The organism is Williamsia sp., assembly GCF_016462415.1.
Classification (GTDB): Bacteria; Actinomycetota; Actinomycetes; order Mycobacteriales; family Mycobacteriaceae; genus Williamsia_A.
In genome coordinates this window covers 20493-39577 of record NZ_JAEMTF010000037.1, presented here as the reverse complement: position 1 = coordinate 39577, position 19085 = coordinate 20493, and the positions used below count along the sequence as shown (strand labels likewise).

The window sequence follows — 19085 nt, the reverse complement described above, 5'->3', positions numbered from 1 at the left end:
CCGCCCCCGACCGGCAGATCGCGTAGCTGGTTCACCGGATCGCGTCGCACCGGGATCATCGCCGGCGTCGCCGGGCTGGTCATCGGCGGCGTGGTCGGCGGGAGCATCGGTTGGGCCGCCACCGGGAACGACGACCAGGGGCGCTCGGCGTCGGCGCACTCCCGTCAGGTCCATTCCGCCGACGGCGGCCAGAAGCGCGAGAACAGGGGGCAGAACGGCGCCCAGCGACGAGCGCGTGGTGCCACCATCGGGACCATCACCGCGGAAAACGGCCCCTCCTGGACGGTCGCCGCGCGCAACGGCAGGACGGTGACGGTCACCATCGGGCAGAACACGCGCTTCGGAACGGTGAAGAAGCCGCAGCAGCAGTCCGATTTCGTCGTCGGCGACCGCATCGCGGTGGTCGGGAAGAACGAGTCGGGCACGATCACAGCCACCCGCGTCGCCAAGCGTGCTGCGAACACCGGCGAATCGGGCGCCCCCACGAGCCCGCCGCCGAGCGCGACGACGCAGCCGGGCTGATCGCGCCGGTCCCACTGGCACACTCGACCCATGGGCTCTTCGATCCTGGTCATCGAGGACTCGACGCCGATCAGGATCGCCATCGCCGCCGCTCTCACCGCCGCCGGGCACTCGGTGGTCGCACGCGGTGACGGGGACCGACTCGAGGTGGATCTTGCCGAGTTCCGACCCGACGCCGTGCTCCTCGATGTGATGCTGCCCGGCTCCGACGGGTTCGCCCTTCTCGAGATCGTGCGCCGCCGTACCGACGCCGGGATCCTCATGGTCACCGCGCGGGACGCGGTGAGCGACCGGCTGCACGGTCTCACCGAGGGTGCCGACGACTACGTCATCAAGCCGTTCGAGATGGCCGAGCTCGTCGCCAGGGTCGACGCCGTGCTGCGTCGGCGCGGTCGAGGGTCCACGATCGTGCACGTCGACGACCTCGTCGTCGATGCCGACGCGGCGCGGGTGCTGCGCGGGGGCAGCCCGATCGCGCTCACCGCCACCGAGTTCCGCATGTTGTGCTTCCTGGCCCGGCGCCGCGGCCGGGTGCTGACCAAGACCCAGATACTCACGGCCGTATGGGGATATGAGCACTACGACCCCAACCTCGTCGAGGTCCACGTGAGCGCCCTGCGCCGTAAGCTCGAGGAGCACGGGCCTCGGCTGCTGCACACCGAACGTGGCCTCGGCTACACCCTGGACAGTGCGCGGCCCACGGATGTGCCGTCATGACTGTCCCGTCGGCAAAACTCGAGACCCGGTCACTGCGCACGCGCGTCACCGTCATCGCGGTCGCGGTGTTGACTGTCGTCCTGATCGCCGTGATCGCCATCGCCGGAACGCTGTTCACCGTGGCCGCTCACCGCGATGTCAACAACCTGCTCGCCGATCGCGCCACCTACGCCCGCCAACTCGCACGCACCGCGGCCACTCCCGAGGGGTTCATCGCGAGAATCGACGGACGTTCTGTTCGCGCGCAACTCACCCTGGCCGACGGCACGGTGGTCGGCCGAGAGCTGCCGCCCTCGGAGAGCGAGGCGCGCCGAGTGATCCGACTCCGTGGTGGACGGGCCTGGGCGCAGGGCGCCGAAGTGACCCTCTCGGTGGACAACCGGATCCTCGACAGCGTTCGGGGCCGGCTGTTGTGGGGGATGGTCATCACCGGTCTCGTCGCCCTGATGATCACCGCGGGGTTGCTCCTCGTCGGTGTCCGCTACGCGTTAGCGCCGCTCGACGCGATGACCGCCCTTGCGCGGTCGATCGCCCGCGGGCATCGCGGGGAACGTCTCTCCCCGCGTCGGCCGGACACCGAGCTGGGGCGGACCGCGGCCGCGTTCGATGACATGCTCGACTCCCTCGAAGGGGCCGAGGCCCGGGAACGTGCGGCTCAGCAATCGGTCCGACGATTCGTCGCCGATGCCGCACACGAACTGCGCACGCCCGTCACCGGAGTCCAGGCCATCGCCGAGACGTTGCTGCAGTCCGATCGCGACACCCCGGTCGAGGATCGCGAGCGACTGCTGGTGCTGTTGGTCCAGGAGACCCGCCGAGCCGGGCGGCTGGTCGACGACATGGTCGACATGGCGAGGATCGACGCCGGCGTGGCCCTCTCGATGGCGACCACCGATCTGCTGGCGCTCGCATCCGACCAGGTTGCCCGGGTCGCGCTCCTCCACCCCGAGGTCGATGTCCGAGTCGGCGGGGAACCGGTGTCCGTGGTCGCCGATCCGGGGCGGATCAGCCAGATCCTGGCCAACCTCGTCGACAACGCATGTCATGCGACACCCCCGGGTGGGACCGTCACCGTCTCGATCACCCGGTCGGACCGATGGGCGCACGTCGACGTCTCCGACACCGGCCCTGGCGTGCCCGTCGCGGACCGGGCACGCATCTTCGAGCGGATGGTCCGCCTGGACGACTCCCGTGATCGGCGGTCGGGAGGATCAGGTCTCGGCCTCGCGGTGGCCCGCGGACTCGCCCGGGCGCACGGGGGCGAGCTGGTCCACGTCGACGGTCCGGGTGTGGGCGCCACCTTCCGTCTCGACCTCCCCCTGGCGATCGATCCGCCGACTCCCCGCCGGTGACGGCGCGCCGAACGCGCGCTCGGGCGTCAGCGCTAGGTTGGAGGTCAGCGACGTAGGTCATCTGATGGCGGAACCCCGGTGAGCAGGAGAAGAGCAGTGGCACAGCAACTGAAACTCGGATACAAGGCCTCGGCAGAGCAGTTCGATCCGCGAGAGCTGGTGGAGATCGCCGTCTCGGCCGAGGAGCACGGTATGGACTCGGTGGCCGTGAGCGACCACTTCCAGCCCTGGCGGCACAACGGTGGTCACGCCCCCTTCTCGCTGACCTGGATGGCGGCGGTCGGTGAGCGCACCAAGCGCGTCCAGATCGGCACGTCGGTGATGACCCCGACCTTCCGCTACAACCCCGCGGTGATCGCGCAGGCGTTCGCGTCGATGAGCTGCCTGTACCCCGAGCGCATCATGCTCGGCGTCGGCACCGGCGAGGCGCTGAACGAGTACGCCACCGGGTTCCAGGGCGAATGGCCCGAGTTCAAGGAGCGTTTCGCCCGTCTGCGCGAGGCCATCAAACTGATGCGCGAGCTGTGGACCGGTGAGCAGGTCGACTTCGAGGGTGAGTACTACACGACCCAGGGTGCCTACATGTACGACATCCCGGACAAGCCCGTCCCGGTGTACGTCGCGGCCGGCGGCCCGGTGGTGGCGCGCTACGCCGGTCGCTCCGGTGACGGTTTCATCTGCACCTCCGGCAAGGGCATGGAGCTCTACACCGACAAGCTGCTGCCCGCGGTCGCCGAGGGCGCGGAGAAGGCCGAGCGTGACGTCGCCGAGATCGACAAGATGATCGAGATCAAGATCTCGTACGACCCGGACCCGGACCTCGCGTTGGAGAACACCCGGTTCTGGGCGCCGCTCTCGCTGACACAGGAGCAGAAGCACAGCGTCAACAGCTCCACGGAGATGGAACGCCTCGCCGACGAACTGCCGATCGAGCAGGTCGCCAAGCGCTGGATCGTCGCCTCCGACCCGGACGAGGCCGTCGAGGCGGTCAAGCAGTACACCGACGCGGGCCTGAACCACCTCGTGTTCCACGCCCCGGGACACGACCAGCAGCGCTTCCTCACCAATTTCCAGAACGACCTCGAGCCACGCCTGCGCAAGCTCTCGGTCTGATCCGTCCGGTCGTCGACAGCCCCTGAGCACCTGCTCAGGGGCAGTGTCGACCTGCTCACACCGGACGTACATGCATTCGACAGAGGCACGTGCCGCACCTACCGTGGGTGCTTGCACACCATTCGTGGGTCAGTGTGGATCCCTGGGGCCGAAGGCCCCGTGTCCCCGGGAGTACCCATGTCGATCATTCCGTTGCTCATCATCATCCAGGCGTTCGTGCTGTCGACGTGGTCGATGGTCATGTTGACCGCGTTCCTCGTCACCCGTGACGACGAGTCGCACGATTACGCGACTGTCCCCGATCTGACGTCGAGCAACGTCATCCCGAACTGACAGCCGCCGATCGGCCGACGCCGGCGCGTGCGCGCAGCAATTCGAGGGCTCGCACCACCGCTGGGTTGTCTGCGACCACTTCTCGTACACGCACCGAGATCCGACGCGTCGGTGTGGGGTCGGTGACGGGGATCGCGACGACGGCGTCGGGGAGTGTGCCGAGCCCGAGTTCGGCGAGCACCGTGATGCCCACCCCCTCCGCGACGAAGCGGATCGCCGTCGGGTAGTCCTGCGTCTCGACCCCGAAGCTGGGGGTGAAACCGGCTGCGGCACAGGCGTCGAGCAACACCTGGCGGCACGGACCGCGGGCCACGTCGTTGTCGACCCACGCCTCGTCGCGGAGCTCGCCGAGCTCGACCGACGCTCGCCCGGCCAATGGGTTCGTCCGCGGGACGACCGCGTAGTACGGGTCCGACAGAAGGGGATACGTCCGGTAACCCGTGAGATCTGACGACTCCGCCCCGTCGACGAAGATCTCGACATCGGGGGGATCGGCGCCCTCGGTGCGCAGTTCGATCAATCGCAGGTCCAACCGCAGCTTCGGGAACTCGCGGGTGAGCGCGGCGACGATCGGCGGGATCCATGCGGCGCCCGCAGACGAGAAGTAGCTGACCGACAACGTCCCGACCCGGCCGTGTCGAAGATCGCCGATCAACGCCTCGACGTCGGCCAGGCGCTCGAACACCACCGCGCTGCGCTCGGCGAGGATGCGACCGGCCTCCGTGGGCACGAGGCCGCGGCCCTGCCGTTCGAGCAGCGCGAGGCCGGTCTCCCGTTGGAGGGCGGTGATGTGTTGGCTGATGGCCGACGAGGTGTAGCCGAGCCCGGAGGCGGCGCCGGCGATCGATCCGTCGGCGACCACGGCCCGGAACACGCGGAGGCGGTGCACATCGATCATGTCGACAGACGCTACAGCCGCACTTAATCATCATCAAGCACAAACAGCTTGTGCTTATCTGGCCCTGCGGGCAGCGTCATGTCCGAAAGCCGCCGGATCCACTGCGTTCGGAGGCGGGATGCTGTGATCGACGAACGCCGACGAAAGGGCATCATGGCGCGTGTGACCGACCGTGTGAACCTCGCTCTCCTGGCCGCGCTGACCACCGTGCTGCTGTGGGCGTCGTCGTTCGTCGTGATCAGGTCTGTCGGCGAGCACTTCTCGCCGGGTGCGCTGGCCTTCGGCCGACTGCTGGTCGGGTTCATCGGGCTCGCCGTGATCGCGCTGCGCTTCCGGAAGCCGCTGCCGCGGGGACGCGCGCTCGGGTTGGTGATCGGCTACGGCTTGCTCTGGTTCGGTGCGTACACCGTGCTGCTCAACTGGGCCGAACGACACCTCGACGCCGGAACCGCCGCTCTGCTGGTGAACTTCGCGCCGATCCTCGTCGCCGTCTTCGCGGGCCTCTTCATGGGTGAGGGCTTCCCGCGTCCGCTCGTGATCGGCATGGTGGTCGCCTTCGCCGGCGTCCTGCTCATCGCGTTCGGTGGCAGCGCAGGCGGGACCAACGACATGCTCGGTGTCGTGCTCGGTCTTATCACCGCGGTGCTCTACGCCGCAGGCGTGCTGATGCAGAAGGTCGCACTCAAGACGGTCGACGCGGTCACCGCCACCTGGGTGGGATGTCTGGCCGGCCTCATCGCGACCATCCCGTTCGCGCCGCAGGCCGTGGGAGAGGTTGTCGATGCGCCCGTGGGCGCGATCGTCGGCGTCGTGTTCCTCGGTGTCGGGCCGACCGCGATCGCGTTCACGACCTGGGCCTACGCGCTCACGCGCACCGACGCCGGGAAGATGGCGGCGACCACGCTGGTGGTTCCCGCGATCGCGATCCTGCTGTCGTGGGCGACCCTCGGTGAGGTCCCGACCGCGATCGGTCTCGTCGGCGGAGCCATGTGCCTCGGTGGCGTCGCGTGGAGCAGACGTCGGCCGAGGGTCCGGGCGCAGGCGCTCGATGTGCCCGACGCCGACCCGGTCGACGGACCCGCCGCCCTGCGCTGACGGGTCGACACACCTGCGCCCGGGGTATGGTCGGGGGACCGGGTTACACAGTTAGCTCTGGCCCCGATGATGCCGATTTCCAGGCCGAGACATCGTCGGGGGCCCGGAACCCCGGGTCGTTGCCCGATCTCCCACGCCTTGTCTCGTACGGCACCGCCGTCCCCGACCGTCGTGGTCCGATCTCGATCGCGCTGCGTAGCCTCGTGATTCGGCCTGGCAGAGGATCGACGTCATGTCGCACCGACGACACATCGTCCACCAGAACACACGGGACGGCCGGTCATGACCGCCCCGACGACACGCCAGGAGACCCTGCAGCGGTGGTCGCAACTGCACGGCGGTGTCGATGCCGACGCGTCGCGGTGGATCTCGGGATGGGTCGTGCTCTCCCACGCATGCGCCAGACCTCTTGCCCGGGTTCGCCTCTCGCCCAATGTGGTGACGTGGTCGACGGTCGTGGTGATGGCAACCGCCCCCGGACTCGCCGCCCTGGGCCGGTGGTGGCCGCTCCTCGCCGCGGCCGTCGTCACCCTCGCCGCCGTTCTCGACGGTGTCGACGGTGCGCTGGCGATCCAGACCGATTCGGTCTCCCGGTGGGGCAAGGTGATCGACCCGCTGGCCGACCGCTGCTCCGACGTACTGCTCATCGGGGTGCTCGTCGTACTCGGCATGCCCCCGTGGCTCGGGATCGTGCTCGCTCTGATCACTCTCCTGTTGGAGTCGGTCCGGGCCACGGCCCAGGCCGCCGGGATGGACGGTCCGGGCCGGATCACGCTGTGGGAGCGACCCTCTCGAGTCCTGGTCGCGGTCTTCGGATCGCTGTCCGTCGGGGCGCTGTGGTGCCTGCGTCAGTGGGGTGTCGACGCCGCGTCGTTCGTCACCGGTCCCGTGCTCGTGACGTCGATCGGGGTGGTGGGTTCGGTGCTCGCGATCATCGGGATGGCGCAGCTGCTGGTGGCGATCCGTCATCAACTGCGTCCGGATGCGGTGCCGGCTGCTGCGTTCGACCGTGATGCAGATCGATCGCCTGCGTCAGTGCCCACCCCGTGATGATCAGGATGTGCATGACGTAGAGCCACAAGCCGACGGCCACAACGCCTCCCACGACGCGCAGGCCGCCGTAGGGGATGCCGACGTCGATGCCGATCGACAGGAAGAGCAGGAACCCCTGTGCGAACCCGGACACGAACGACGCGGTGACCGTCGCGCCCACGACCGCGACCCACCATCGGGGGCGGCCGGGGGTGACCGCGCGGAAGACCCAGGTGAGGGCCACGCTCATCAGTAGCCAGGTCGAGGTGAAACCGGCCCAGACGCGCAGCGCGAACGATCCCCAGCCGTCGGCACCTCCCTCCGGCGACAACCCGATGAGCTCGGTGCCGACCCGCACGTAGATCCACGTCAGCGGCGGTACGAGGACGATCAACGCCATCATCGAGACGCGGCCGCGCCAGCTCGTCAACCGATCGGAGCACTCGTGCATGGGCACGCACGCCCGGCGGAGCCCCTCGCCGTAGAACGATGCCGGGAACAGCATGACCACGACTCCCAGCAGCCCGAGGTGGGTGCCGGTGTGCACGACGGTGTCGAAGACCGGCCGGGCGCCCATCTCCGGAGGGATGAGAATCCGGAGCTGCAACAGTCGCCGCTCGGCGTCGTCCACGCCGTCGAACCAGGTCGTCGACCACACGGCCAGCAACACCCAGGGCACGACGGCGATCGCGGCGAAGTAGGTCATCGTCCCGGCGGCGCCGGCCAGATCGCCGCGGCCGAGGATGCGCCCGGTGTCGCGCAGCACGGCGCGCACTCTCGGATCGGTCAAGGAAATCCTTCGCGCAGGGTCCGAACCACCTGATCGCCACGACGAACACGTCAGCGGGTGCCCCGGCGCTGCTTGCGAGACTGGTTCGAGCGGTGACCCGAGCCTACGTCGCTCCCGATCGCCGGTGACGATCCATTACCGTCGTCGCATGGAGCGTGAACGGCTGGTCGACGTCGCCGTGTCGGTGGTGTCGCGCTTCGGTGCGCAGGCGTTGAACCTGACGTCGGTGGCGCGTCACGCCGGTGTGGGCCGGGCGACGGCCTACCGCGTGTTCGGTGGCCGCGACGAACTGCTGGCCGCCATCGTCGACCGCGAGGTGTCGATCCTGCACGATCAGATCGACACGTGGATCGGGGCCGTCGACGATCCACGCGAGAAGATCTCCACGCTGATCGTGAAGGTGCTCGGCTACATCCGCGACCACGAGGCGCTGCAGTATCTCCTGCGCAACGAGCCTGCCGAATTGGTCTCGACGTTGGTCGCCAGCGGTGACGACCGGACCACCGACACCACGCTGGTGGACGTGATCGTCACACGATGCCTGCCCGACCTCGACGCCCAACCGGAGCTCGCGGCCGCCCTGCGTCCCACTGCGCGCGCGGCATCGGAGTTCATGGTGCGCATCGTGTATTCGCACATGTTGATCCCCGGGAGCTCGATGACCGACGAGCAGGTGGCGGAGTTGGTGGTCGACGCGGTGCTGCGCTGACATATGGTGCGGGAGTGCCTCACCTCACACGCGATGACAGCATCTTCGTCCTGCACCTCAACGACGAGGGGGCGAGCGACGACGAGAACGTGTTCGGTCCGACGCAGGTCTCGAGGATCAACGAGCTGCTCGACGAGGTGGAAGCGAGTGACGGTCCGACCGCGCTGGTGACCACCGCCCTCGGGAAGTTCTACTCGACCGGCCTCGACACCGCCTGGGTGCTGGCCAACGTCGATGACGTCGACCCGTACGTGGAGAGCGTGCAGATCCTGCTGGGCCGGATACTCACGTTCCCGATGCCCACCGTCGCCGCGGTGACCGGCCACGCCTTCGGCGGAGGCGCACTGTTCGCGCTCGCCCACGACCACGTCGTGATGCGATCCGACCGCGGCTACCTGTGCATGCCCGGTGTCACCATCGGCGCCAGTTACGCACCCGGCAGCGTCATGCTGGTCGCCGACAAGGTCCCCGCGCGGGTCAATCACGAGATGCTCGTGACCGGCCGCCGCTACGGCGGTGCGCAGGCGAACGAGCTCGGCATCATCGACAACGCGGTCACGCTCGACGAGGTGCTGCCGGCGGCACTGGAGTACGCCCGGACGCATCAGAACACGCGGGGTCGGACGATCGGTGAGATCAAGTCGTCGATGTACGCGGTCACCGCCGCCGCCCTGCGCACCACGGTCAGTGGTGTGGGCGGCCAGGCCGCCATCGCCGATAGCTGATCCGCCGCTGCGGGTCCCCGCACTCCCGTGTCGGGTGCCTCGTTCTCGCGTGGTGGCCCAACGCGATCGGCGATGTAGCACTCCAGGTGCTACATTGGCGATATGAGGGTTATCGGTATCCGTGAGCTGCGGCAGAACGCGTCTCGATACCTTGCGCAGGTCGAGGCAGGGGAAGAGCTGGAGGTGACCAATCGCGGGAGAGTGGTCGCGCGCCTGGTGCCGGTCACCGAAAGTGTACGAACGCGAGAGGCTCTGATCGACGCCGGCGTGATCGTCGCGGCGCAGAATCCGACGGGACTCGGTGCGATCGATACCAGTCGTCTGCCGGCGGGCAGCCTGACAAGTCTTCTCGACGAGGATCGTCAGGATCGGTGATCTACCTCGATACCTCGGCGCTCGTCAAACTCGTTGTGCGCGAGCAAGAAACTGATTCTCTGACTCGATGGCTCGTTGGGCGTCCCGGCGAGTCGGCGGTGACGAGCGCTCTCGGCAGCGTCGAGTTGATGCGCACGGCGTCGAGAGCAGGTGGACCGGGACTCACCGAACGCGCCCGCGGCGTCATCGATCTGCTCGACATCATCCCGATCTCGGACCGGGTGATCGCGCTGGCCGAGACGATCGGTCCGGCCACGCTGCGTTCGCTGGACGCAATCCATCTGGCGTCGGCCGCTCAGATCCGGTCCGAACTCACTGCGGTCGTCGCCTACGACCACCGCCTGCTCGAGGGTTGTCGTGCCCTCGACTATCCGACTGAATCTCCCGCATAGCTGACCATCCACAAACGTCACCGCTGAGCGGTCATCTGTACGCAGTGCACACACCGCAGCCCAGTCGTGACTGTTGTGGACGGGTCCGCTCCCAGGATTCTCCCAGCCTCTGCCCAGGGTCAGAAGAGCAAGTCGTCGCATCGTATGAGCATCACGGTCGGACAACCGCCGACCGCCACGCTCACACGGAGGCATCATGACCACCCTTTTCGCACCCGCACCCCCGGGCGCCGATCCGGCCCCCGACGGTGGTCGCCATCGGAACGGATCCAGCACACCGTCGATGCGGTCACGGCTGCTGACGAAGGCGCCACTGCCGGTGCTGCTCATCGTCACCGCGATCCTCTACATCTGGAACCTGTCGATCAACGGCTACGCCAACACCTTCTACGCCGCGGCGGCGCAGGCCGGCGGCACCAGCTGGAAGGCGTGGTTCTTCGGATCGCTGGACGCGCAGAACTTCATCACCGTCGACAAGCCGCCGGCGTCGCTGTGGGTGACCGGGCTGTCGGTGCGGATCTTCGGCATGAACAGCTGGGCCGTCCTGATGCCGCAGGCCCTGATGGGTGTGGCCGCCGTGGCCCTGCTCTACGCGTTGATCCGTCGCAGCGTCTCCGATCCGCGACGCGGTGTCGCGGCCGGACTCATCGCGGGTGCGGTGCTGGCCTTCACCCCGGCCGCCGCCCTGATGTTCCGCTTCAACAACCCCGACGCGCTGCTGGTGCTGCTGATGGTCGCGGCGGCCTACTGCCTCGTCCGCGCGGTCCCGACCGCATCGTGGAAGTGGCTGGCCCTCGTCGGTGTCGCCCTCGGCTTCGCGTTCCTCACCAAGATGCTCCAGGGGCTCCTCGTCCTGCCCGCGTTCGCGCTGGTCTACCTGCTCCTGGCCGACACCGGTTGGCTCAAGCGGATCGGCCACCTGCTCATCGCCGCGGTGTCGCTGATCGTCGGCGCCGGCTGGTGGGTCCTCGTGGTCGCACTGTGGCCGGCCGGATCGCGGCCCTACATCGGCGGCTCCACCGACAACACCGTCATGGATCTGGTGCTCGGTTACAACGGCCTCGGACGCATCCTCGGTAACAGCGGCGGCGGAGGCGGCGGCGGAATGGGTGGCAACGGTGCCGCCGGGTCGAGCTTCGGTGGCGCCACCGGACTCAACCGCCTGTTCGGTTCGGAGATGGGGTACGAGATCTCCTGGCTGCTCCCGGTCGCGTTGTTCGTGATCGTCTTCGGTCTGTACCTCGTTGTCCGACAGTTCATCCGGGTCCGGGAGGCCGAGCGCCTCGGCCGCGTCGAGAAGGCCGGACTGCTGATGTGGGCCGGCTGGCTCATCGTCACCGGGCTGATCTTCAGCTTCATGAGCGGCACGATCCACCCGTACTACACCGTCGCCCTGGCCCCGGCCATCGCAGCGCTCGTCGGTCTCGGATCGGTGTTCGCCTGGAATCTGCGGCACCGCTGGGACGGTCGGATCGCGATGAGCGCCATGATCGCACTCGCCGTCGGCTGGTCGATCGTGCTGCTCGACCGCGCCGACTTCGGTCCGGTGTGGACCCGCTGGCTGATCGGTGCGGCCGCTGTCCTCGCCATCCTGGTGATCCTCGTCGGCGGACGCCTCGGCTTCCGCAAAGCCGTCGCCGCCGCCGTGATCGTCGGCGCCCTGGCGGGATTCGGCTCCACCGCAGCCTTCGGGATCGCCACCTCGGCCACCGCGCACAGCGGATCCATCCCGACCGCCGTCCAGACATCGGACTCCTCGGGCGGAATGGGCGGCGCCCCCGGAGGCGGCATGGGCGGAATGCGGCCCGGCGGCACCGCAGGCACGCAGGGCGCGCAGGCCGGTGGCTCCGCGCCGACCGGCGCCGGCGGCGGGCAGTCGCCGACCGCATCCGGTCAGACCGCCGCCCGGACCGGAGGCATGGGTGGCCAGTCCACCAGCAGCGAGCTGACCGCGTTGCTCACGGCGACCACCACCAGGTGGGCCGCGGCGACCAACGGATCGCAGTCGGCGTCGGGTATCGAGATCGCCAGCGGCACATCGGTGATGGCCATCGGCGGATGGAGTGGCGACCCCACCCCGACGCTGGCGGAGTTCATCCAGTACGTGCAGGACGGAAAGATCGGGTACTACATCGGTAGTGGTCAGGGTGGTGGTCCCGGTGGATCGAGCTCCAGCGCAACGGAGATCGCGAGCTGGGTGGCGGCCAACTACACCGCCACGACGGTGGGTGGTCAGACGGTCTACAAGCTGACCTGACGGCGAGGGCGGCGCATCAACACATCGGGACGGGCACACATGGTGTCCGTCCCGATGTGCTGAGCCACATCATGTGTGGTCGCGTGACATCTCCACGTCGGGCGTCGCAGCGGAGACCGCCAGCGATCCGAGCAGCGCCAGCGCCTGCGCCGACGGCGATCGGGGGTCGGTCGTGTAGGTGATGAGCATCTGGTTGGGTGCGTCAGGGATGAGCCAGGTGGCGTAGGTGAGGTCGATGTCACCGACATCCGGGTGACGTATGAGCTTGGGGCCGTGCGCCTTCTCGTAGACGTGGTGCTCGGCCCACAGGCGTCGGAAGACGTCGCTGCGCACGGCGAGCTCACCCACCAGTGCCGACAGATTGGCGTGTTCCGGGTCTGCCCCCGCGGTCATCCGCAGGATTCCGACGACATCGCGAACTGCGCTCTCCCAGTCACGATGGCGCGCAACGACCTCCTCGTCCAGGAACATCAACCGCGCCATGTTCCGGTCGCGGTCGTCCATCTCGTCGAAGTCGGCGAGCAACGCCGCGGCCAACGGATTCCAGGCGATCACCTGGGTGCACCGCGTCATGACCATCGCGGGAACGGTCAGGGTGTCGAGGAACGCCAGCGTGGCCGTCCCGACGCGCTCGCCGGAGATGGTCGCAGGCATGTGCAGCCGCTTACCGGGCCGTGCGAGATCGAAGAGATGCGCTCGCTGCGCACCGTCGAGGTTCAGCGCCGCCGCGATCGCGTTGAGCACCGACTCCGACGGCCTCCCGCCACGGTTCTGCTCCAACCGCACGTAGTAGTCCGTCGACACTCCCACCAGCGTCGCGACCTCTTCGCGGCGAAGACCCGGTACCCGGCGTCGCCCGGTGTCGGGCAATCCGACGTCGGCCGGTGACACCGCCGCCCGGCGCGCCTGTAGGAATGCCCCCAGTTCGGTGATCGTCATCAGATGATCATCGCGCGGTTCGCAGCGATATGGGTGGTCCTGACAGGTCCCCGGTGGCCGCGACCCCCGGTGTGACTCGGCCTGGATGACAGGCGTGGATTGCCGCCACGCTGACCTCCATGACCACATCTGCACAGGACATCAATGCATCCGATTCGTCCTCGAGACCACATTCCGGCGCCACCGACATCTCGCCCCGGGTCCGGCTCACGATCATCGCGGTGCTTGCGGCGTCGATGCTGTTGCCCTTCGCAGTGACCGGACCCGCGGTGATCCTTCCCGATCTCGCCCACGGACTGGGCGCGGGTTCCGGGGCATCACAGTGGGTACAGAACGCCTACAACACGATCTTCGCGGCCGCTGTCCTGGCCGCGGGGAGCCTGGCCGATCGCGTCGGCCGCCGACGGGTGCTCCGTACCGGGATCGCGATCTTCGCGCTGTCGGCCGCGGGGATCGCAGCCGCCCCCGACATCCTCGTCGTCGACATCCTGCGCGGAGTCCAGGGACTCGGCGCCGCGGGCATCGTGTCGGCAGGGGCCGCGGTGTTGGCCCATGCCACCTCGGGGTCGTTGCGGGTGGCGGCCTTCGGGATGCTCGGTGCGAGTTTCGGGGCGGGGCTCGCCATCGGTCCCGTCGCGGCCGGAGCCCTCGGCATGATCGGGTGGCGTGCGGTGTTCGTGGCCATCGCGATCGTGTCGGGCATCGCATTCGTGTTGTCGCGCATGGCCTCGGAGTCCCGCGACGATGAGGCAGGTCGGCTCGATGTCGGGGGAATGGTGACATTCGGCGGCGCCCTGGCCCTGCTGTCGTTCGGTTTCGTCTCCGCGTCGGGGCAGGGCTGGCTCTCGGCGCCCGCGATGGCGTCGTTCGTGGCGGCCGTCGTCCTCATCGCGGTGTTCGTCGTCGTGGAACTGCGCAACCCCGCGGCGATGTTCGACGTGCGACTGTTCCGCAGCGCGGCGTTCACCGCCGTCATCTGCCAACCGTTCGCGGTGACCTTCGGGTTCGTGGTGCTGCTGGTCTATCTGCCGATCTACCTGCAGGGCGTGGCCGGGGCCGGCGAGTTCGCCTCCGCGGCGGCGCTGTTGCCGATGACCGTGCCGGTACTGCTCCTCCCGCTCGCCGCTCGTCGTCTGACCGCGGCAGTGTCGGTGCGGATGATCCTCGTCGTCGCATCTGTGTGCATCGGCACCGGTCTGTTCGGGATGACGGCCATCGCTCCGCACGACTCGGCCCTGCGGATCGCGGTGCCGCTGCTCGTCTTCGGCATCGGTGTCGGGTTGGCGTTCTGTGTCATGGACAACGCGGCGGTGAGCACCGTTCCGGTGACGAAGGCGGGCGCGGCCGCGGGGATGTTCAACACGATGCGGATCACCGGGGAGTCACTGGCCGTCGCGGCGGCCGCCGCAGTCCTGGTGAGTCTGACCGCGGGCCGCGTCGGTGGAGCCTCTGCTGCTGACGCCCTCCAGGGACAGGCCGTCGATCCCGCCACGGACGCCGCTCTGACGGATGCGATGCGGATCACGTTCCTGGCGCTCGCAGTTCTCGCATGGCTGGCCGCGGCGTTCACCGCATGGGCGATGCGCTCCGGTGACCGCGTCGCCGGCGGCGGTGGACAATGAGCGTGTGACCGATGACGCCACCACCTTCACGGGGGTCGACGACGAGTGGTTCCGGGTCATGTTCGAGGCCAGTACCGTCCCCATCGCATTGGCGGACGAGGACGGCTTGCTGATGGCGGCCAACGGCGCCTACTGCGCGATGGTGGGTCGTGCGTGGGAGGCGATCGCGGGGTTGTCGTCGCGCGAGTTCACCCACCCCGACGACCTCGCCCAGCACGCGGCGGTCGAGGGACTGATGGCACAGGCCCGCGCCCGGGGCGACGATCTGCGGCTCGAGAAGCGCTACGTCCACCCCGACGGCACCATCCGTTGGGGGTGGGTGTCGGTGAGCGCGGTGTCGGGGCCGGGTGGACGCCGGTGGACGATGGCGGTCATCCACGACACCACCGACCGACGCATGACCGAGGACCGACTGCTCGCCGCCGCGGTCACCGACCCGCTGACCGGTCTGCTCAACCGGCGCGGATGGCTCGAGCGACTCTCCCGATTCGAGGAGCCGTCGTCGCGGGCCGAGACGCCGCTGGTACTGGCAGTCCTCGACTTCGACCGGTTCAAGGCCTACAACGACTCCCGTGGCCACCGCGCCGGCGATGATCTGCTGGTGGAGTTCGCCGCGGCGGCAGCCGAGGTGGTCGGCGCGGATGCATTGTTCTCGCGGTGGGGTGGCGAGGAGTTCGCGCTCGCGCTCCCCGGGCGACGGGCGTCGCAGGCACACGCCGTGCTGCGCGCGATGAGCGCGGTGATGCCCGATTCGCAGACGTTCTGCGCGGGCTTCGCCGCTCTCCGTGGGAGCGAGAGCGTGGTCGACTGCTTCGACCGCGCCGACGCCCGCCTCTATCTGGCCAAGCGTGACGGTCCCGGACAGATCCGGGGCGACGACAACTGACCCGCGCCCACTACGATCGGGGCATGGGTGCAGGGAGTCCGACCTCGAGCAGCATCTACATCGCATCGCCGGAGGGCGACACCGGTAAGTCCACCATCGCGCTGGGCACCTTGCACCTGCTCGCCGCGACCGGCGGCCGCATCGGTGTGTTCCGCCCCATCTCCCGGGCCGCGGCGGGCGAGCGCGACTACATCCTCGATCTGCTCATCGAGCACGACTCCGTGGACCTGTCCTACGAGGACTGCATCGGCGTGACCTACGAGCAGGTCCACGGTGACCCGGAGGCGACCCTCGCCGAGATCGTCGACCGCTTCCACACCGTCGAGGAGCAGTGCGACTCGGTGCTGGTGATCGGGTCGGACTTCACCGACGTCGCCAGCCCGTCGGAACTCAGCTTCAACGCGCGGATCGCCGCGAACCTCGGGACCCCGATGGTGCTCGCGCTCAAGGCCGCCGAGCGCACCCCCGAGGAGGTGCTGGCGCTGGCCGAGCTCTGCCTCACCGAGATCAAGGGCGCGCACGCGCAGGCCGTGGCCCTGATCGCCAACCGGTGCGACCCCGACCAGCTCGAGGCGGTGAAGGACATCCTGGAGACGACCGGCCTGCCGGCATGGTCGCTGCCGGAGGACCCGGTGTTGGTGTCGCCGACGATGGCCGAGCTGATGACCGCACTCGACGGCGAACTCTTCAGCGGCGACCCCGAGCTGCTCGACCGGGAGGCGATGAGCGTGATGGTCGGCGGCATGACCGCCGAGCACATCCTCGAACGCCTCACCGACGGCGTCGCGGTGATCACCCCGGCCGATCGCTCCGACGTCCTGCTGGCCCTGGTGACCGCCAATGCGGCACAGGGCTTCCCGAAGTTGTCCGGCATCATCATGAACGGCGGCATCCGTCCGCACCCGATGATCGAGTCGCTCGTCGAGGGCCTCAAGCCGGCGTTGCCGATCATCTCGTGCGAGCAGGGCACCTACGAGACCGCGCGGGCCGCGGCACTCGCGCGCGGTCGCGTCGGGGTCGAGTCGGTCCGCAAGATCGACGCGGCGCTGACCCTGATGGAGGAGCACGTCGACTCGGCGTCACTGCTCGAACGGCTGCGGCTGTCGGCGCCGACCGTGGTGACGCCGCAGATGTTCGAGTACCAGCTCATCGCGCAGGCGAAGTCCGACCGCAAGAAGATCGTGCTGCCCGAGGGCGAGGACGACCGCATCCTGCGCGCGGCCGGGCGTCTGCTCCGTCGCGGTGTCGCCGATCTGACGCTGCTCGGCAACGCCGACGCCGTGCACTCGCGGGCGCAGGAACTCGGCGTCGACCTCGACGCCGCACATGTCATCGACCCGCGCGACTCCGAGCATCTCGAGTCGTTCGCGACCACCTACACCGAACTCCGCAAGCACAAGGGGATGGACCTCGCCCGGGCACGACAGGTGATGGGCGATGTCTCCTACTTCGGCACGATGATGGTGCACGAGGGGCTCGTCGACGGGATGGTGTCCGGCGCAACCCACACCACCGCACACACCATCCGTCCCGCGTTCGAGATCATCAAGACCCTCGACGGTGTCTCCACGGTGTCGAGCGTGTTCTTCATGTGTCTGGCCGATCGTGTTCTCGCCTACGGTGATTGCGCGATCGTGCCGGATCCGACCGCCGAGCAGCTCGCCGACATCGCGATCTCCTCCGCGGCCACCGCCGAGCAGTTCGGCATCGAGGCCCGCGTCGCGATGCTGTCGTACTCGACCGGCGAATCCGGTTCCGGTGCCGACGTCGACAAGGTGCGCTCGGCCACCGAGCTCGTGCGCGAACGGGCCCCGGAGCTGTTGGTGGAGGGGCCGATCCAGTACGACGCCGCGGTGGAACCCTCCGTAGCGGAGAGCAAGATGCCGGACTCGAAGGTCGCGGGCAAGGCGACGGTGCTGGTCTTCCCGGACCTGAACACCGGCAACAACACCTACAAGGCGGTGCAGCGCAGCGCATCCGCGGTCGCGATCGGGCCGGTCCTGCAGGGACTGCGGAAGCCGATCAACGACCTCTCGCGCGGCGCGCTCGTCTCCGACATCGTCAACACCGTCGCGATCACCGCGATCCAAGCCCAGGCACTCCAGTCGTGAGCGGTGGCAACACGGTGGGCGCGGCATCCGGAGCGGTCCTCGTCCTCAATTCCGGATCGTCCTCGCTGAAATACCAGCTGGTGCATCCCGATTCCGGCGAGGTGATCGCATCGGGGATCGTCGAGCGGATCGGTGAGCACGACGCCTCGGTCGAACACACGCAGAACGGGCAGACGCAGAACTCCGCCGGCGCCATCGCCGATCACCGCGAGGCGTTGCAGCGCGCCCTGCACCTGTTCGACGAGTGCGGCACCGATCTGCGGACCAGCGACCTTCTCGCGGTGGGGCACCGTGTCGTGCACGGCGGCACGAGCTTCAGCGAGCCGGTGCTGGTGAGCGACGACGTCATCGCCGAGGTGGATCGCCTGTCGAGCCTGGCGCCGCTGCACAATCCGGTGAACCTCATCGGCATCGAGGCCATCCGTGAGCTGCTCCCGGACGTCCCCGCGGTGTGCGTGTTCGACACCGCCTTCTTCCACGATCTCCCGCCGCACAGCGCCACCTACGCGATCGATCACGAGGTCGCCGAGCGGCACAACATCCGGCGATACGGATTCCACGGCACCTCACACGAATACGTCAGTGGCGCAGCTGCGGAGTTCCTGGATCGGGACCCCTCCGACGTCAACCTGATCGTGCTGCACCTGGGCAACGGCGCGTCGGCGTCGGCGGTGCGGGGCGGACGTGCCGTCGACACCTCGATGGGTCTGACACCGCTCGAGGGATTGGTGATGGGAACCCGCAGCGGCGACATCGATCCGGCGATCGTGATGTACCTGCGGCGGGTGGCCGACATGGACGTCGACGCCATCGACACCATGCTCAACAAGTCGTCCGGGCTCAAGGGGCTGTGCGGCGAGAACGACTTCCGCACCATCACGTCGATGGTCGACGACGGGGACGAGGCCGCGACCCTGGCCTACGACGTCTACATCCACCGTCTGCGACGCTACGTCGGTGCGTACCTGGTGGACCTCGGGCGGGTGGACGCGATCGTCTTCACCGCCGGCGTCGGCGAGAACGCGCCGACCGTGCGCCGCGACGGCCTGGCGGGTCTCGAACGGTTCGGCATCGTCATCGACGACGACGCGAACACCGCGCGATCGCGCGACGCGCGGCGGATCTCGACCGACGACAGCGAGATCGCGGTGCTGGTGATCCCGACCAACGAGGAACTGGCCATCGCCCGCAAGGCGGCCGCTCTGGTCCGCTGACCC

At 68.6% G+C, this 19085-nt stretch carries 19 protein-coding genes; 16 read left to right on the top strand and 3 right to left on the bottom strand.

Features of this window, described 5'->3' with window-relative positions:
- From JHC79_RS11290 to JHC79_RS11270, 5 genes are all read left to right on the top strand, one after another.
- The coding region (locus tag JHC79_RS11290; RefSeq protein ID WP_296390692.1) for a DUF5666 domain-containing protein at window positions 1–522 on the top strand (522 nt) is incomplete at its 5' end.
- A 30-nt stretch (window positions 523–552) separates the two neighbouring features.
- Window positions 553–1239: a response regulator transcription factor gene (locus tag JHC79_RS11285; RefSeq protein WP_296390690.1), complete on the top strand. Its 687-nt coding sequence runs from the start codon at window positions 553–555 to the stop codon at window positions 1237–1239.
- Complete coding sequence (locus JHC79_RS11280; RefSeq protein ID WP_296390688.1) at window positions 1236–2591, top strand: HAMP domain-containing sensor histidine kinase; 1356 nt, start codon at window positions 1236–1238, stop codon at window positions 2589–2591. Before JHC79_RS11285 ends, JHC79_RS11280 begins: the two co-directional genes overlap by 4 nt.
- Before the next feature lie 96 nt (window positions 2592–2687).
- Window positions 2688–3704, top strand: a complete 1017-nt coding sequence (gene fgd / locus JHC79_RS11275; RefSeq protein WP_296390686.1) for a glucose-6-phosphate dehydrogenase (coenzyme-F420) — start codon at window positions 2688–2690, stop codon at window positions 3702–3704.
- A 177-nt stretch (window positions 3705–3881) separates the two neighbouring features.
- Window positions 3882–4037 carry a hypothetical protein gene (locus JHC79_RS11270; protein ID WP_296390684.1) on the top strand — a complete coding sequence of 52 codons (156 nt, stop codon included), beginning with the start codon at window positions 3882–3884 and terminating at the stop codon, window positions 4035–4037.
- Here JHC79_RS11270 and JHC79_RS11265 read toward each other — a convergent pair.
- Window positions 4024–4935, bottom strand: a complete 912-nt coding sequence (locus tag JHC79_RS11265; protein WP_296390682.1) for a LysR family transcriptional regulator — start codon at window positions 4933–4935, stop codon at window positions 4024–4026. The genes JHC79_RS11270 and JHC79_RS11265 overlap by 14 nt on opposite strands.
- Before the next feature lie 162 nt (window positions 4936–5097).
- Between JHC79_RS11265 and JHC79_RS11260 the strand changes: the two genes are divergently transcribed.
- Window positions 5098–6030, top strand: a complete 933-nt coding sequence (locus tag JHC79_RS11260) for a DMT family transporter (RefSeq protein WP_296390680.1) — start codon at window positions 5098–5100, stop codon at window positions 6028–6030.
- 282 nt (window positions 6031–6312) lie between these two features.
- Window positions 6313–7080: a CDP-alcohol phosphatidyltransferase family protein gene (locus JHC79_RS11255; protein ID WP_296390678.1), complete on the top strand. Its 768-nt coding sequence runs from the start codon at window positions 6313–6315 to the stop codon at window positions 7078–7080.
- Here JHC79_RS11255 and JHC79_RS11250 read toward each other — a convergent pair.
- Window positions 6962–7852 (bottom strand): YihY/virulence factor BrkB family protein, encoded by an 891-nt coding sequence (locus tag JHC79_RS11250; RefSeq protein WP_296390676.1) that lies wholly within the window; start codon window positions 7850–7852, stop codon window positions 6962–6964. The genes JHC79_RS11255 and JHC79_RS11250 overlap by 119 nt on opposite strands.
- 148 nt (window positions 7853–8000) lie before the next feature.
- On the opposite strand from JHC79_RS11250, the gene JHC79_RS11245 reads away from it, so the two are divergent.
- From JHC79_RS11245 to JHC79_RS11225, 5 genes are all read left to right on the top strand, one after another.
- Window positions 8001–8561: a TetR/AcrR family transcriptional regulator gene (locus JHC79_RS11245; RefSeq protein ID WP_296390674.1), complete on the top strand. Its 561-nt coding sequence runs from the start codon at window positions 8001–8003 to the stop codon at window positions 8559–8561.
- A 14-nt stretch (window positions 8562–8575) separates the two neighbouring features.
- Window positions 8576–9286 carry an enoyl-CoA hydratase/isomerase family protein gene (locus tag JHC79_RS11240; RefSeq protein ID WP_296390670.1) on the top strand — a complete coding sequence of 237 codons (711 nt, stop codon included), beginning with the start codon at window positions 8576–8578 and terminating at the stop codon, window positions 9284–9286.
- Between the two features lie 102 nt (window positions 9287–9388).
- The gene (locus JHC79_RS11235) at window positions 9389–9661 is read left to right on the top strand and encodes a type II toxin-antitoxin system prevent-host-death family antitoxin (protein WP_296390668.1); all 273 of its coding nucleotides are present in this window, start codon (window positions 9389–9391) and stop codon (window positions 9659–9661) included.
- Window positions 9658–10053, top strand: coding sequence for a type II toxin-antitoxin system VapC family toxin (locus tag JHC79_RS11230; protein ID WP_296390666.1), 396 nt, complete (start codon window positions 9658–9660; stop codon window positions 10051–10053). The genes JHC79_RS11235 and JHC79_RS11230 overlap by 4 nt, the downstream gene beginning before the upstream one ends.
- A gap of 283 nt (window positions 10054–10336) precedes the next feature.
- Window positions 10337–12310, top strand: a complete 1974-nt coding sequence (locus tag JHC79_RS11225; RefSeq protein ID WP_296390700.1) for a glycosyltransferase family 39 protein — start codon at window positions 10337–10339, stop codon at window positions 12308–12310.
- A 69-nt stretch (window positions 12311–12379) separates the two neighbouring features.
- Here JHC79_RS11225 and JHC79_RS11220 read toward each other — a convergent pair whose 3' ends face one another.
- Window positions 12380–13249 carry a helix-turn-helix transcriptional regulator gene (locus tag JHC79_RS11220; RefSeq protein WP_296390664.1) on the bottom strand — a complete coding sequence of 290 codons (870 nt, stop codon included), beginning with the start codon at window positions 13247–13249 and terminating at the stop codon, window positions 12380–12382.
- 119 nt (window positions 13250–13368) lie between these two features.
- Between JHC79_RS11220 and JHC79_RS11215 the strand changes: the two genes are divergently transcribed.
- From JHC79_RS11215 to JHC79_RS11200, 4 genes are read left to right on the top strand one after another with little or no spacing between them, the layout of a single operon-like run.
- Entirely contained in the window at window positions 13369–14871 is a 1503-nt protein-coding gene (locus JHC79_RS11215; RefSeq protein ID WP_296390662.1) for an MFS transporter, read from the top strand.
- Window positions 14872–14875: 4 nt separating this feature from the next.
- Window positions 14876–15757: a diguanylate cyclase gene (locus tag JHC79_RS11210; protein WP_296390661.1), complete on the top strand. Its 882-nt coding sequence runs from the start codon at window positions 14876–14878 to the stop codon at window positions 15755–15757.
- Between the two features lie 23 nt (window positions 15758–15780).
- Window positions 15781–17868, top strand: coding sequence for a phosphate acetyltransferase (gene pta, locus JHC79_RS11205; RefSeq protein ID WP_296390659.1), 2088 nt, complete (start codon window positions 15781–15783; stop codon window positions 17866–17868).
- Between the two features lie 14 nt (window positions 17869–17882).
- The gene (locus JHC79_RS11200; RefSeq protein ID WP_296390698.1) at window positions 17883–19082 is read left to right on the top strand and encodes an acetate kinase; all 1200 of its coding nucleotides are present in this window, start codon (window positions 17883–17885) and stop codon (window positions 19080–19082) included.
- Window positions 19083–19085: the final 3 nt, after the last annotated feature.

Excerpts from the sequence above, each read along its gene's own strand:
- JHC79_RS11265 (WP_296390682.1), bottom strand. The coding sequence starts at position 4,935 with ATGATCGATGTGCACCGCCTCCGCGTGTTCCGGGCCGTGGTCGCCGAC.
- JHC79_RS11255 (WP_296390678.1), top strand. The coding sequence starts at position 6,313 with ATGACCGCCCCGACGACACGCCAGGAGACCCTGCAGCGGTGGTCGCAA.
- JHC79_RS11280 (WP_296390688.1), top strand. The coding sequence starts at position 1,236 with ATGACTGTCCCGTCGGCAAAACTCGAGACCCGGTCACTGCGCACGCGC.
- JHC79_RS11235 (WP_296390668.1), top strand. The coding sequence starts at position 9,389 with ATGAGGGTTATCGGTATCCGTGAGCTGCGGCAGAACGCGTCTCGATAC.
- JHC79_RS11220 (WP_296390664.1), bottom strand. The coding sequence starts at position 13,249 with ATGACGATCACCGAACTGGGGGCATTCCTACAGGCGCGCCGGGCGGCG.
- JHC79_RS11225 (WP_296390700.1), top strand. The coding sequence starts at position 10,337 with ATGCGGTCACGGCTGCTGACGAAGGCGCCACTGCCGGTGCTGCTCATC.
- JHC79_RS11245 (WP_296390674.1), top strand. The coding sequence starts at position 8,001 with ATGGAGCGTGAACGGCTGGTCGACGTCGCCGTGTCGGTGGTGTCGCGC.
- JHC79_RS11215 (WP_296390662.1), top strand. The coding sequence starts at position 13,369 with ATGACCACATCTGCACAGGACATCAATGCATCCGATTCGTCCTCGAGA.
- JHC79_RS11285 (WP_296390690.1), top strand. The coding sequence starts at position 553 with ATGGGCTCTTCGATCCTGGTCATCGAGGACTCGACGCCGATCAGGATC.
- JHC79_RS11270 (WP_296390684.1), top strand. The coding sequence starts at position 3,882 with ATGTCGATCATTCCGTTGCTCATCATCATCCAGGCGTTCGTGCTGTCG.
- pta (WP_296390659.1), top strand. The coding sequence starts at position 15,781 with ATGGGTGCAGGGAGTCCGACCTCGAGCAGCATCTACATCGCATCGCCG.